Source organism: Staphylococcus sp. GDY8P131P (assembly GCF_017891975.1).
Lineage (GTDB): Bacteria > Bacillota > Bacilli > Staphylococcales > Staphylococcaceae > Staphylococcus > Staphylococcus nepalensis.
Genome location: NZ_JAESKF010000003.1, coordinates 24,763 through 40,465, shown reverse-complemented (window position 1 = coordinate 40,465; position 15,703 = coordinate 24,763). Strand labels below are relative to the sequence as shown.

Sequence of the window (15,703 nt, the reverse complement as noted above, 5' to 3'; positions counted from 1 at the left end):
TATAAATGGTTTAACATTAAACAACTTATAAATTAAACATAATATAATCCATTAAAACAAACAATACATTTTTATAAAAAATCGATTAAAAATTGATTTAAGTATTAATAAAGTATAACTTGCATGTGTATTCAAACGTAAATTTAGTGAAACAAAGAAAAAGACGGGATAGTCGTCTTATATTACTAATAAGATTGCATTACCCCGTCGATACTTCAATAACTAAGAAGCAAACACAAACGCTATGGCACTTGCAGAACTACTACGACTAGCCGATTAAATGAACTAAAACCTATCGATCTATAGCACTTTAGTCATTCTACAAATGTTTGATATAAGACTACCTTTCAACCTGGCGCCTACTATCAGCGTCATCTTCGAAACTGAGACATTGATATAGGTATGGTTCAGTTTCGAGTTATTCCTGTAACTATTTAATAATATCAATCAATTCTTTCTTAGACGCTGAACGTGCCGGAATCCAACCAAACACAATGCCTATCAACGTTGAAACACCTACTGCAATAAGAACCGAGCTTAGACTGACCGCACTCTTAATATATTCTGGTGTTACAGCATCTACAAGACTTGCGACAAGTATTCCTATGATTAGACCAATAATACCGCCAATGACACATAACACAACGCTTTCCACCAAGAATTGAATTTCAATATCTCGTCCTTTTGCACCAAAAGCACGTCGAATGGCAATTTCTTCCGTACGTTCAGTTACAGAGATATACATTACATTCATTACACCTATGCCAGCGATAAATAATGAAATACCCGCAACAGCAGCCACAAAGTAAGTAATACCATCAAATACTTTGTTGATATTTTTCATAAACGCTTCCATATCTGTATAAGTATAACTACCTTCACCTGCGCCTGAACCTTTTTTATTCAAAGCTTTAGCCACTTTATCTGCAACTTCTTTTTTATCGGCGTCATCTGTCAATGATAATTGAAGTGATGGGTAATCTTGTGTTAAATAGCCCATATATCTGTCAAATGTGTTGGCAGGCATATTTACAGCTGATGGGTTCATCGCATCATTTACAATACCTACTACTTTAAAACCTTGATCGTCAATATATAATGTCTTACCAATTGGCTCATTATTGAACACATCTTTAGCAATTTTATCATCCACAGTGACGACTTTTTTATTTAATTCATTATCATCTTCATTAAAACCGTCACCTTTTTCAGGACGCGTCATTTCTTTTTTCTTTAAAATACTAATATCGCCTTTTTTCTGCGCGTTAGTCATCTTAGCTGAATAACCTTGGTCTTCGGTCTCTTTAATTTTTGCATCGGTAACACCGTTAACTTGTTTAGCAATATCTATATCTTGCTGACTAAATGGATTTTCCTTTGCGCCTTCGCCATCACTTTTCATATAATTCACTGTTGCTGAATCTTTACCTGCGCCAGTATCTTCAAATTGTTCTGAGGCCGTTTGTTTAAATCCGTTACCTAGCGACATAATTGTGATAACTGCAGCAATACCGATAATAATGCCAATCATCGTGAAGATATTACGCCGTTTATTTTTTAAAATGGATTTGAATGAAATAGCGATGATATTTGATAAGTTCTTCATTCAACCACCTCTTCTCTTTGGACACGACCATCGAGGATATGAATGATACGATCTGCCTTGTCTGCCACTTTACGGTCATGCGTCACGAGAATCATCGTCGTATTATGCTCTTTATTTAATGCCATAAACAATTCAATGATGTCTTTTGAGGTTTTTGAATCCAGTGCGCCAGTTGGTTCGTCAGCAATAATAAATTTAGGGTTATTAATAATCGCACGTGCAATCGCCACACGTTGTTGTTGTCCTCCAGACAATTGATTAGGCGCTAAATTTTCTTTATTGTATAGCCCAACATCATGTAATGTATTGGATACTTTAGTTTTACGCGCTTGTGCTCCAAGTCCTGCATAAACTAGAGGAATATTAACGTTTTCTAAAACAGTATTATTTTGAATTAATTTAAAGTTTTGGAACACAAACCCAACCGTCTTGTTTCTGATTTCTGCTAATTCATTGTCTGAACTTTCTTTATAATTTTCACCTTTAAATAAATAATCGCCTTCATAACCTCGATCAATAAAACCTAATATATTGATTAATGTACTTTTACCTGATCCTGAAGGCCCCATAATGGCTATAAATTCACCTTCTTGAATGCTAATATTAATGTCTTTCAAAATATGGTTTGTCTCATCGCCATTTTGAAAATGTCTATTGACATCTACAAGTTCTATCATGATGACACCTCAACTTTGTCTCCATCATTCATAGATTTTTTAGGGTTTTTAACCAGTTTATCGCCGGTTTTCAGACCTTCTTTCACGAAAATTTCCCCATTAACTTTATCAATTTTAATGTCTCGTTTTTCTACTTTATTACCCTTACCTACTACAAATACATTATTATCTTTCGTTAATACTGATTTTGGTAATTTAATCGCATCTAATGGTACTTCGACATCTGTTGAATAGCCAGCACGTACGGGAATATCGATATTATCAATAACGATGGTATATTTTGATGTGTCTGAGTCTTCGCCACTACTTGGGTCCGAAACTGGGTTTGAAGCTTGCGTACCGCCGCCTTCTTCACTACTTGAATCAGTAGCTACTGCGCCGCTACCACCTTTATTCAAGCGTTCTTCATAACTTTTAGGTAATTCTGAAATTTTCTGTATTTCACCTTTGCCTTTTTTACCAGTACTTGTTACTTTGACGTCTACTTGATCGCCTTCTTTAATTTTCCCAAGATCAAACTCAGTCACTGTTGCTTTAATTTGTGGTTCATCTCCAACAAGTTGCAAAATAGGTTCGCCATCTGAGACGTGATCCGTATTTTTAATATCTATTTTGCCATCAAATGCAGCATAGATACTATCATTAACTTGACGATCATATTGATTTAGTTGTTGCTGCGCTTCCGCTCTCTCATTTTCATTTTTAGCGCTATCCACTTTATCAATTAATTGTTGGCGCTTATTATTATTAATTTCATAATTGATAAGCGGATCGCCTTCTTTAACTGATTGACCGTCATCAACTTGTGTACTTACATATGTACCTAATTGACTGTTGTTATTGTATGTTTTTACTGATTTAGGTGACGCCTTACCTTCTAAATTGAGTGGGCTCTCTTTTTCTACCTTATATGTATCATAGCCATTATTATCTTTCGAACTGTTGTTTGCTTGTCTTAAAATAAGTGCAATTGCAATTAATAAAATAATTACAATAACGGCGATGGCCCACGTCCACTTTTTCTTCAATTAGTAAACACTCCTTTAAAATATATTCATTTTAGATACTATCACAAACACACAATAAAAAATATAATGCATAACATGATTTTCTACACAATATTTATTTAAAAATATAAGCCTAACAATATTGTAAGGTTAAAATGTGAATCTAAGTTAATTTATTATTTTTAATTTTATTTAATTTTTTTCTTAAAACTGTTTGAAAATATTGTAGGTAATGTTATGATTTGGAAACAATACATATAGGGGGCAAGGGACAGATGGAGAATTCTAATTTACCATTTTTACAACACTTTTCAAATTTACGCGAAAACCCTAAATGGGGGCTTAAACTGATCCTTTCTATTATCGTGGCAGCACTTTCTGCAGCTATCGGTGCCATGTCAATTGATTATAATGAAATATATCAAGAAGCAGGTGTGAATGGAGAAGCCATGGACATGGATATGGGCATGATCGGATTAATCGTGGGCATTGTTGGCGGCGCTTTTAGTAGCATTATAGGTATCGGCGTTACATTTGTAATCTTTTTAATTATTTCCAAAATAACGAAATCAGATGCAGGTGCAAAATCAATCTTTTCTGCAACGTTAAGTTTCTCTTTAATCACTGGCATCGTTGGGTTAATTGTTGTATTGATTCAATGGGTTGCAGGTTTATCACTGTTAGATTACAACATTGCAAGCCTAAACATTTTTGATAAAGGAAACCAAATGCTAGGTGCGTTAAATTTACAAACACTTATTGATGCATATGTCTTTGGTATTATGCTATTTGCAACAAATCGCCTATCTAAAAAGGCAGCTATGATATGGGCAATTGCTTACATTGTCGTATCAGTTGGCTTTGCTTTAATAGGCGCAAGTTTCCAATAATGAATATTTCTATCAAAAAAGCCTGAAACAACAATGTTTCAGGCTTTTTTGATTAATAAGTTTACTTATGTAAAAATAACGATTAAACATATTTTACATAAGCATATTCACTAATGATTCAACTCGTTTAAAACTTATTCTAAAAATAGAATTTTGTGAATGGCTTAAGGAGGAACGCTTTATGGCCAAAAATTCAAAAATAGACAAGTTTCTTTTGAGAAGCTTAGTTATTGTAATCATCTTGTGTTTTGGAACATTATTTTTACATATGTTTAATATCGTTAATGACACTGTATACTTAATTGCTTCAATTATTATGTCACTATTGATTGTCATGAGTGGTGTGATACATCTATGGGAGAAACAATTGATTCGCGGTATCATATTCACATTAATTGGTATCATTTTGTTAATAAGTAATATAGGTTTTATTTAAGTGCACCAGGTAAATAGACACTTATCTAATCGTTTTATATGCTTATTTACGATATATTAACAAAGTTATAGTTTTTATATACGTCATAACGAAATATATAAATCCAACCATCTGATGACATGAACCATTAACAAAAAATCCCGACGCACTGTTAAACAGTATGCCGGGATTTTTCTATTGTTATTCTACTTAAATGTTTCCTTCATAAACTAGAATTAAATTATAAATACTTCGCTTTTTCCGCTTCTCTTAGCTCAATACGTCTTATTTTGCCAGAGTTGGTCTTAGGCAAGTCTTCAACAAACTCAATTGCTCTTGGGTATTTATAAGGTGCAACGTCTTGTTTAACAAAATTTTGTAATTCTTTGATTACGCTTTCGTCCCCAGTAATGTGATCTTGCAAGATCACAAATGCTTTGACGATATTTCCTCTGATTTCATGTGGACTAGCTACTACTGCACATTCTTTAACGTATGGATGTTTTGTAAGTGAATCTTCAACTTCAAACGGCCCAATTGTATAACCAGAACTGATAATAATGTCATCTTTTCTACCTTCGAACCAGAAGTAACCATCTTCATCTAATTTCGCTAAATCACCAGTAATAAAGTATTCACCAATTTGTGGCTCAGCAGTACGTGCTTCATCTTTATAATAACCTTTAAACAAAGCAGGTAAATCTAACGGCACTGCGATATTCCCTACTTCATTTGGTTGTGCAGGGTTACCATCATCATCTATAACTGTAACGTAACTACCAGGAATGCCTTTACCCATTGATCCAGGGCGTCCTTCAGTGTCTTTTAAGAATCCGATCAACAATGTGCTTTCTGTCTGACCATAACCATCTCTAACTGTTAAATTAAAGTTTTGTTTGAATTTATCAACAACTTCTTTATTTAATGGTTCACCTGCAGATACGGCACTATGCAAATGTGCTAGTTTATAATTTGTTAGATTGGGTGACTTAGCCATTAAACGATATTCTGTTGGTGTACAACATAATACATTGATGTCGTATATTTCTAGTAATTCAAGATATGTCTCTGCATTAAATTTACCGTTATAGACAAATGCTGTCGCACCTGATCCTAAAATTGATAAAAATGGGCTCCATACCCATTTTTGCCAACCTGGCGCTGCAGTTGCCCAGACCGTATCATCTTCTACAATACTTAGCCAATGTTTAGGCGCCATTTGTAAATGCGCGTATCCCCAACCATGAGAGTGCACAACTGCTTTTGGATTTCCTGTAGTACCTGAAGTATATGATAATAAAGCAATATCTTCTTTTGAAGTTGCTTCAATTGTAAGCTCATCTGAAGCTTCAGCTTGTTCGTCTTCAACGTTTATCCAATTTTCTACTTTGTCACCAACAATAAATTTAAGTAATGACTCATATTCTTTAACATCCTTAAATTCTTCAACGCTGTCACTGGTAGCTAAAATTGCTTTCACTTCACCATGCGTAATCCGATATTGCAAATCTTTAGTGCGCAACATTTCAGAACTAGGGACGATAATAATACCTAATTTTAATGCTGCTAGATAAACTTCATATGTCTTAATTGCACGTGGCAACATAACTAATAATTTGTCACCTTTTTTTAAACCATATTTTAAAAACATATGTCCAATTTTATTAGCATTATTAATAAGTTGGGTATATGTCGTATCTTCTTCTTTACCACTTTGATCCCTGAAAATAATTGCTTTTTTCGATGGATTGGTTGCATATTTTTCAATTTCACTAACTATATTGTATTTTTCTGGAGCAATTAGATTTGCTTTATTCATTTGTTACTCTCCTTAAATCGATCATTAATTTTGTAATATGCGATGTAATATGAAATTACATCGGTTCTGATTATTCTGAAAATAAAAACACATGAGTATGCCTTTCTAACAGAACAAAAAGTTATTACATATCCACTTAGCTTATATACCTAAATCATTTTAACATTATAACAAATGATAATCTAATTTACTTCATCTAAGCATTTGTCGTATTGGTTTCATACTTGTATTTTGTGGTAAGACATTTATAGCAAAAACTTTATTAGGTGGTGCGGCATTATGAAGATTAAAGATTGGGAAAATGAAAAAGATACACTACACTTATTATCACAGATTTTGGGGAAATATAAATTAGAAGCAAATTACCAAGAACCTCAATGGTCTCACGTCACTCTTAATATAAATGTTCAAGGCTTTTCTACAGGTATGTTAAGTTATAAAACACATACCTTCTCACTGGAAGTTAATTTATTACAACATCAAATTGAAATAGTAGTTGACCAACACATAAATGATATCGATTTAGAAAATGGAAAAACAATACAATTTTATTACAACCAAATTGAAACGATTTTAAACCAATTAGGTATTAACTTAAAAATCAATACGCTGCCCCAAGAAGTAACTCATCCAATTCCGTTTGAAAAAGACGATACACATCATCACTATGAACCTAAAATAGCTGAAAAAGCTTTAGATTTAATGAAATTTGCCTATCATGCTGAAGCGAATTTTATTAACAGCTTAAGAGTAAGAAAATCAAAACCGGGGTTATTCTGGGGAACTTTTGATATTTCATGCATTATTGTAAAAGATAAAGCTGCACCATTTGGAGATGATTCTAAAGTCATTGAACGCGCAGCCTTCGATGAAGAAATGATTGAATTTGGTTTCTGGTTTGGTGATGAACAGTTTGAAGGTCCAACATGTTTTGTCTTACCTTACCCTTTTGCAGACCAATCGTTTAACGCAGATCATCATTTCCCAGAAAATAGTTATTTCGATAAACAATTAATGGAGTTTATTTTTGAGCACGCCCATCACCATCATGTTGATACTATTACTCAATTTTTCAAAGCATCTTATTTAAAATTTGCAGATTTTTTAAATTGGACAAATATCGATTATGCATTTACGCCTTTAAAAATGAAACCCAATTACTTAGATGATAAATCGTGACGCCTGAGTAACTTTAACTATGAGATGCATCTTAGGAACATAAACTTAAAGTAATATGCTCTTTTAAAATATTACACTGGATAGCAGCAAACTTTCTCAAAAATAAATCTATAACAGTATTTTAAAAAACTTATTCTTTTAAAGTGGTAGCCAGTTATACATGCGTCTTAATCCATGCAGTCATTTATGAAGGTAATCAGCATAGTACTTGTATTTTTTCTAGTTATTCTTGCTGGAGCGGGCCCCCGAAACTATTTTGGAAAATATGGTTTCTCTCCCGCTTCCTTCTTTATATATAATCTTTTTACATACACCAACTGATGTTAAATAACCAATTCGAATTGTATTGCAATATAAGCAAATGTACTTACATGCATATTTAAACACAATGATAAATAAATTTTTAAAAAGTAAGTTCAACCTTTAGCTTTAACATACGACAAGTGATATAATGTTTTGATGTGTAATTTGTTAAGAAAGAAGTGAGTATATTGACAGAAACCGGAACATTCCATATTGAAAAAAGAATCCCTCTGTTTATAGTTCTATTGTCAGGGGCTTTTATAACTATTTTAAACCAAACTTTACTTGGTACAGCGTTGCCACCCATTATGAAAGACCTTCAAGTATCAGAAAGTACAGTTCAATGGTTACAATCTATATTTATGTTAGTAAACGGGATTATGATTCCTGTCACTGCATTTTTAATTGAGCGCTTTACATCGAGGCAACTATTCTTAACTGCAATGAGTATCTTTGCAGCAGGTACGCTACTCTGTGCTATTGGAATTGATTTTTCAATGCTATTAATTGGACGTGTCCTTCAAGCTGCGGGCGCAGGTATTATGATGCCGCTTATGCAAACTATTCTATTTTTAACTTTCCCTAAAGAAAAACGCGGTACAGCAATGGGTCTATTCGGACTTGTTATCGCATTTGCTCCAGCAATTGGACCTACCTTATCTGGTATATTAGTTGAACACCTATCTTGGAGAAGTGTCTTCTATGTAGTATTCCCTATCGCGATTGTTATTATTATCGCTTCCATTTTCTTATTAAAAAATGTTACAGAAACAACGCATCCAAAATTAGATATTGCTTCAGTTATCTTATCTACGCTAGGTTTTGGCGGATTACTATATAGTTTCAGTTCTGTTGGTGAAGCAGGTTGGGGAAGTATTCAATTTATTGTACCTATCATTGTTGGTGTCGTTTCACTCGTTATATTTATTCGCCGCCAATTAAATTTAAAAGAACCAATGCTCGAGTTTAGAGTGTTTAGTTACGGTATTTACACATTAGGTACTGTACTAAGTATGTTTGTATTCGGCGTATTAATCGCAACGAACATCATCTTACCACTATACATGCAGAATATGTTAGAATTCTCTGCATTAGAATCTGGTTTAGTATTACTTCCAGGGGCAATCATTATGGGTATGATGAACCCTATTACTGGTTATCTATTCGATAAATTTGGTGGCAAGTGGCTCGCTCGTATTGGCTTATTTGTATTAGTTATTTCAACATTACCATTTACAGTGTTAACAGAACATACAAGCTTTACGTATCTTGCTACTTCAAACGCATTCAGAATGGTTTCAATCGCTATGGTTATGATGCCTATGACTACATTAGCAATCAACCAATTACCAAACGATTTGATCGCACATGGTACAGCGATGAACAACACATTTAGACAAATGGCTGGTGCAATTGGTACAGCAGTTTTCATTACTATGATGTCTGTTTCAGCAATACCTTCAGAAGGTATGGTTGGTATGATTCATGGTGTAAACGTCACATTCATTACTGCTACAATTATTTCAGTTATTGCACTGCTATTATCATTTAAACTTTCTGATGACAGTAAGCCAAAACGTCGTACATTATAATTCATAATCGTTATCAAAACCTCGTAAACATTTTAGTTTACGAGGTTTTTCTGCAACATAATGCACCAAGGGTTTATTCATAGTAATAATAAGGTTATCATCCACCCTTATTCCAAAGTGTTTTGCTTTAATTAGGAACGGGTAACCATATACTAGCTCTTGACATAATTTTTCGTTTTACACTTGCTACTGTTAGTCGTCTATTTTGCACTAACAGTAGTTTTTATTTTATCTTGCTATGTTACGCTTTCTAGTGGATGGGTTATACGATCATTTAGAGGTGATACTACATGGATGAAAACACAAAAAAAGAATTAGAGTTTACATTTCTAGGCTTTGATATAAAAATTGACGCTTTCTATAAACTTCTTTATCAAATCAACGATATCCTGTTAGCCTTATGCTTTATCATTGGTAGTTTTTTATTTTTTAGTGAATCCACTACTTTCTATGGCACTGTACTATTTGTCATTGGTAGCTTTGAATTATTAATTAGACCTATCATAACTATTATTAGAGATATCCATATATATAAAGTTAAGAAAGATAAAAATTTATAAGTTTGAGTTGTTTTCTGCTAAATAGATAATGCTGTATACACTCTTTATTAAATTTACTCTAATAGGGAGGCATTGATTAGAAACTCATTGCTAGATAAATTTATGAAAAATTTAATTACGCAATTTTCAACAATGGTTTCAAGACGAAAAATGAAACCACGGGCAGATGCGCATCAAATATTAAAACAACTAAAAATAAACTGAAAACAGTTATATTTTTAGTGAGCAGGATTATTGCTACTCCCACGGTATATTATTACACTGTAAGAATAATAAGAAAACGAAAAAAGTTAATACCAGACACATTCGATAAAAATTGAAAATCAGCAAAACAAATAAAAAGCCCACAAGTGGAATATCTAAAATGATAGAATCAGGTGATATAATGAAAAAAGTTTTGGTTAAATATGACGAATTAGTCCCTAAAGCAGCAGAACTGACAATTAAAGAAACTGAAAATCGTTTTAATGATTTAGTCCCTGAGCAAGTTTCAGATGCCGAGGAATTTATGGGAAAAACGACTGACGCCTTTCTAGATCATTACGAAGCAGTATTTCGCAAAAATTTACACGATCTTGTACTAGTGTCTCTCAACGAGCAACTTAATGAATCATAACTTTTAAAATGATACACTTTGGCGAAAATGCTTGAAACCAAAAATAGCATTTATCAATCACATGCATTGTGTGACATTAAGCGTTTAGAATATAAATATATTTACCTAAAGTACAAACGTCAATTTCTATTGAAATAATATAGAAATTGACGTTTGCTTTGCTTTCATAAATCTAAGTGTCTTTTAGTTCGGCTAAATAAATGCATTCTTTATTACTGACTAATACTATAATTCAGCTAACAAACCATTTTTACTTTTATATAATAAAAACAGCCTATGTTTCATGTAATAACTACGTGGAATATTAATACTATGAGTACCTAAAGGAGGTAATACGATGACTTTCGAATTTAAACATGATGTAGGAACTACTGAATTACCAGAAAATATTAATTCAGCAGTAGCTTTAGAATTTTCATTCGTTGATGCATTAGTAGCTTTAGATATAGACATTAAAGGTATTGCTGATGATAATGATAGTACGAATTTAATATCACCAATAAAAGAAGAAGTCGGTGACTATGTCTCAGTAGGTACGCGTGTTGATCCAGATTTTGAATCAATTCGTTCTGCTGCCCCACAACTTATTATCGGAGATGCTGATCGCCATGACGATATATATAATGAATTAAGCGAGATAGCTCCTACGATTTTATTTAGAAGCTTTGACGCTGGTTACCAAGAATCATTAGAAGTATTCCAACGTATTGGTACAGCAGTTAGTAAATCTAAAGAGGCTAAAGAACGCTTAGATAGTCACAAAGATTTAATAAATAACTATAACAATCAAATTGATATAGATAAAAATAAAGAAACCCTAGCAGTTGTAATTTCTGAACAAGGTGTGACTGCACATTCAGATAAAACATATGTGGGTGAATTTTTAAATAAATTAGGTTTCAAAAACGCACTTAACGAAAAAATTGCTGATAAATTACCAGCATATAGAGAATCAGATTATTTAGAAATGTCATATGAACAACTTGCTAATGTTAATCCAGAAAGATTAATTGTTATGGTTGAAAATGATGATGATGAAGACTTAAACAAATTACAAAATAGTAATCAATGGGACGATCTTGACGCTGTAAAAAATAACAGAGTGCATTTTGTAAATAGAGATGAATGGGCTAAATTACGTGGTTTAGTAGCTTCTGAAGATATGATTGAAACTTTAGCTAACCTCAAAGAATAATCAGCATTTATACCGGCGTTAAAATATCAAAAACTTTATCCTTTTACCTTCCAACTGCTGTGATGTTAAATATATTTAACGAAAATAAGTGTTCGCTTATTCACACCCCTCACTACTGCGAGTAGCGAGGGGATTTTTATTGGTTTGGCCTAATGTCGCCTAATTTTTATTTCATTTACTATGCCAATAAGTAGATGCATCATAACACAATCAATGATGATTGACGCTTTAATGCGAACGAAAATGAGCATCCTTTTATACCTCTTTCTTTAAATCAACTTGGCGCTCGAGAGATAGGTGATTTCATTATTATAACGTCTGTAAACATCTGAATGTGCCCACTCCCAGCAATCGATTGTGTTAACTAAAAACAAACAATTCCATGGTTTATTTTGCTGTTTAATTACTTGATGGTTACATATAATGATTATTGGCATTACAGCTCTAACCATAGTTCAAAAGGATAAATCACTATGTGGCTGTTTATGTTTATAATTTTTATGTATGGTATTTTATTTCTAAATGACTAAAACACTTCTTTTAAAAAGAGGTGTTTTTTTATAAATTATAATCATCATTTCACTCAATATAGTTCTTTATATTTAAACGGTTTATATAATCTTCTTGGATACCGACTAATTACTAGTTTTATTAATATAAGAAAAGCGAAATCTTTATACCCCTATAGGGTATATGTTATACTCTCATTATCTTATAAATATCTTTAAAAATTAAAATTCAGGAGGTTTATTGTGTCGAATAACTGAAACCCCCATAGTCAACATGAATGTGAGCAACGTTATCGTAATAAATACGATGAGGAAAATAACTCAAAATTTACGTGTGCTACAGGATATAACGTGGTTATCGCCCCTCTTATGTCCGATATATCAGCTTTTATTAGTTTGATATTACCACAGACTGCAGGCGCAATTATTAATATCTTTAAGCACGATACTCATAGTAATTAACGCTTTTACATTAAAATAAACGAAGGAGTTTTTAAATATGATGAAAGAATTGAGCTTTATTATATTAGCATCAGGTTTAGTATTATCAGCTTGTTCCAATGATAATGAAAAAGAAAAACAAGAGTCTAAAGACCAACAACAAGAAGAACATATGGCACATAAAAGCGAAAGTAAAGCTCCAAATGGTATAAAGACTACAGATGATGGTAAGTTTAAAAAAGGTGATGAAGTTACTATTACAGCAGGACACATGCCTGGTATGAAAAATGCCGAAGCTACCGTAAAAGGCGCTTACAAGACATATGCTTATGTCGTAAGCTACACACCTACAAATGGGGATGAAAAGGTTAATAATCATAAATGGGTTGTTAATGAAGAAGTTGCCAACGCCCCTGAAAGCGGACTCAAAAAAGGCGATACAGTTAAGTTAGAAGCTGATCACATGCCTGGTATGAAAGGTGCAAAGGCTAAAATAGATGATGTAAAAAACACCACCGTTTATATGGTAGACTATGAATCCACGGAAAATGACGAAGTGGTTAAAAATCATAAATGGATGACAAGCGACGAACTCAAATCACGTTAAGCATGTTACTAACATTTATAAATTAACTATTTAAGATTATACTTTTAAAAATGGATTATTGAAACCAACAATATAACATTTGCTTTTGTCACTTTACTTAGTATGTGTGGGTAATTTTAGCTAACAAACGAGAAATTCTTGCAACATATGCTCCAAAATTCAGCTCCGAAAAGATTTCTTAAATTAGAAATCTTCACGGGGCTTATTTTATATTCCTTTCCTCTCTTACCACAGGTATTTAGCTTTATCCTTGTATTTTCTCTTATGTTGGACAGAGTACCTTGTAATGTATCAAAATTATATTTAGCGATTTTATCCTTATTTTGAGCTTCTATTTGTTTTATATTATTAATAAATCGTTCAATATTATCCAAAGTTTCTATAAATATATCTGTTCTATTGTAAATATATCTATTTAAATAAATAATTTTAGCATTATTTCCGAGAAGTTCTTTTTCTATATCGCTTATATAACTATTAAATATAGTGAAAATATCTACGTTTTTTATTTCTTTATACTGCATTTCTAACTCGCTTCTTTTTTTTCGCTCTTCATTTAATATAGCTTCAATATACTGTTGGTATATCCCTTGTTTTTTCATATATATTTTTTGTTGCTTCATCAATTTTTCAGATAATTCATTTTTATATTCTATTAGTTCAGGGTTTTGTGGAAAGTGAAAGTTTATTAGCTTTAATAAATCTTCTCCTTCTATACTATCACTTATTTGTAGTTCATAATTTTCAAGTAAATAATCTTCTAATTCATCTATTTCTTTTTCATTTAAAGTTACTATGCCATTTAGGCATAATTCTTTAAGTTTCATATAAATGTTGAGACGATAACCAAATGAATATCTACCACCTTTTATTATATCAATTGCTTCACTTTCTTTACCTTTAACTTTATCCTCACTATACAACATAAAATTTCTTAATATATACAGTACGTCTTCCTCTGCATTTTTTTCACTAAAATTATCGTTTAGCTTTTTTTGATATTCTTCTATATCTAAAACACCTTCTAAAATATAATTGTTTAATTCCCTTGAAAAAAAGGCATATTTTTTTGCAATTTCATTTTCTTGAAAATATTTTTGGTAAATTTCTTCTTCAGGTGATGGTTTTTTTTTCTTAGAGTTTATAAAAGTAAACCCATTAGGAACTTTCATATCTTTGAATTTTTCTTCATTGTCAATTACATTATTTCTATTTATATTATGCAATATAAATAGAGAAATAAATAAAGACATACGTGTATTCACTTGTTCTTTATTACAATTTTCTAATTGATCATATATATTTTTAAAATCTGTTATTACCAAATTTAACGTCCTAAGATTTAATACATTTGCTTTAGACGTGGACAAGGGTGAAACCTGAATTAATTCTATTAAATCTTGAATTTCATTTTCATTATAATAACTTTTTCTCAAATCATTATTTAATATTTTCTTTCCTACTTCTAAATTACTTGGAAACTTTAAATTTCTACTGATTACCTTCTCCCAATAATTTTTCATCTCATTTTTATTTTCACTCGTTATTGCTTCTTTATTACCAATTATAATAACTTTACAGTTAAAGCTGTCTAATAAAACATTACGTATAAACCCTAAAAATTCTTTTAAACTGATTCCATCATTTAATCTTTCTATATCGTCTATTATAAAGACGACTCGTCCTCCATTATTATTGAGCTTATCCTTAATTTTATCACGTGCTTTTGATTCTAAATAATCATCTATTGAAGCAGTTATATTTTCAGTATTCAAAAACTTTACTTCAAACATTTTAAAAATATTACTAATTCCTTGTTTTAAGTTTTCGCTAATTACATCATCATCTACATAGCTCAAAATTTTTGTAACAATTATTTCTTTTATTTCTTTCAAACTATGCTTGCCATATACGCTAATATATTCTTTCTTATAACATTTCTTATCGTGGATTTCTTGAATTTCATCATTATCTTCTCCTACTTTATTTAAGAAATAATCATGCTCAAAGAAATGTGTTTTACCTGTTCCCCATCCTCCATCAACAAACACTGCAAAATTTTCATCTTTCTCTATATAATTTGTTATAGCTTCTTTAAATTTTTCCATTCGTTCACTTCCGTTTATATAATTTTATAAAAAATTACCAACTTTTATAAAAGCAGTTAAGGTTTAAATGTGCTAAGGATATAAAAATTCCAATTATTTTGTATATTATGTTCTCAACTCAATAATAACCACTTCTATTAACTCAACCTAGTAAATTTTATATAAATTATTCTTTATGT

13 protein-coding genes are annotated in these 15,703 nt (G+C 31.7%); 8 read left to right on the top strand and 5 right to left on the bottom strand.

Annotated features, from left to right (window positions below):
- Positions 1–430: 430 nt before the first annotated feature.
- From KA894_RS03460 to KA894_RS03450, 3 genes are read right to left on the bottom strand one after another with little or no spacing between them, the layout of a single operon-like run.
- Positions 431–1,606 (bottom strand): ABC transporter permease, encoded by a 1,176-nt coding sequence (locus KA894_RS03460; protein WP_103373503.1) that lies wholly within the window; start codon positions 1,604–1,606, stop codon positions 431–433.
- The gene (locus KA894_RS03455) at positions 1,603–2,283 is read right to left on the bottom strand and encodes an ABC transporter ATP-binding protein (RefSeq protein WP_115342460.1); all 681 of its coding nucleotides are present in this window, start codon (positions 2,281–2,283) and stop codon (positions 1,603–1,605) included. The genes KA894_RS03460 and KA894_RS03455 overlap by 4 nt, the downstream gene beginning before the upstream one ends.
- Positions 2,280–3,311: an efflux RND transporter periplasmic adaptor subunit gene (locus tag KA894_RS03450; protein ID WP_115342461.1), complete on the bottom strand. Its 1,032-nt coding sequence runs from the start codon at positions 3,309–3,311 to the stop codon at positions 2,280–2,282. The genes KA894_RS03455 and KA894_RS03450 overlap by 4 nt, the downstream gene beginning before the upstream one ends.
- 254 nt (positions 3,312–3,565) lie before the next feature.
- Between KA894_RS03450 and KA894_RS03445 the strand changes: the two genes are divergently transcribed.
- Complete coding sequence (locus tag KA894_RS03445; RefSeq protein WP_119488022.1) at positions 3,566–4,180, top strand: hypothetical protein; 615 nt, start codon at positions 3,566–3,568, stop codon at positions 4,178–4,180.
- 181 nt (positions 4,181–4,361) lie between these two features.
- A complete protein-coding gene (locus KA894_RS03440; RefSeq protein ID WP_103373499.1) occupies positions 4,362–4,616 on the top strand; it encodes a hypothetical protein in 255 nt (84 codons plus the stop codon).
- Between the two features lie 220 nt (positions 4,617–4,836).
- Here KA894_RS03440 and mbcS read toward each other — a convergent pair whose 3' ends face one another.
- On the bottom strand, positions 4,837–6,414 hold the full coding sequence (gene mbcS / locus KA894_RS03435; RefSeq protein ID WP_115342462.1) for an acyl-CoA synthetase MbcS: 1,578 nt from the start codon (positions 6,412–6,414) through the stop codon (positions 4,837–4,839).
- A gap of 279 nt (positions 6,415–6,693) precedes the next feature.
- On the opposite strand from mbcS, the gene KA894_RS03430 reads away from it, so the two are divergent.
- From KA894_RS03430 to KA894_RS03405, 6 genes are all read left to right on the top strand, one after another.
- Entirely contained in the window at positions 6,694–7,593 is a 900-nt protein-coding gene (locus KA894_RS03430) for a DUF5996 family protein (protein ID WP_107643845.1), read from the top strand.
- A gap of 491 nt (positions 7,594–8,084) precedes the next feature.
- Positions 8,085–9,488: an MDR family MFS transporter gene (locus KA894_RS03425; RefSeq protein ID WP_103373496.1), complete on the top strand. Its 1,404-nt coding sequence runs from the start codon at positions 8,085–8,087 to the stop codon at positions 9,486–9,488.
- Between the two features lie 290 nt (positions 9,489–9,778).
- Positions 9,779–10,048 carry a YrhK family protein gene (locus KA894_RS03420; RefSeq protein WP_096811081.1) on the top strand — a complete coding sequence of 90 codons (270 nt, stop codon included), beginning with the start codon at positions 9,779–9,781 and terminating at the stop codon, positions 10,046–10,048.
- 364 nt (positions 10,049–10,412) lie between these two features.
- Positions 10,413–10,664 (top strand): hypothetical protein, encoded by a 252-nt coding sequence (locus KA894_RS03415; RefSeq protein WP_096811082.1) that lies wholly within the window; start codon positions 10,413–10,415, stop codon positions 10,662–10,664.
- Between the two features lie 337 nt (positions 10,665–11,001).
- Complete coding sequence (locus KA894_RS03410) at positions 11,002–11,859, top strand: ABC transporter substrate-binding protein (RefSeq protein ID WP_119488023.1); 858 nt, start codon at positions 11,002–11,004, stop codon at positions 11,857–11,859.
- 1,008 nt (positions 11,860–12,867) lie between these two features.
- On the top strand, positions 12,868–13,416 hold the full coding sequence (locus KA894_RS03405) for a DUF1541 domain-containing protein (RefSeq protein WP_096811084.1): 549 nt from the start codon (positions 12,868–12,870) through the stop codon (positions 13,414–13,416).
- 116 nt (positions 13,417–13,532) lie between these two features.
- Here KA894_RS03405 and KA894_RS03400 read toward each other — a convergent pair whose 3' ends face one another.
- Positions 13,533–15,524 (bottom strand): P-loop NTPase fold protein, encoded by a 1,992-nt coding sequence (locus KA894_RS03400; protein WP_119488024.1) that lies wholly within the window; start codon positions 15,522–15,524, stop codon positions 13,533–13,535.
- Between the last annotated feature and the right edge of the window lie 179 nt (positions 15,525–15,703).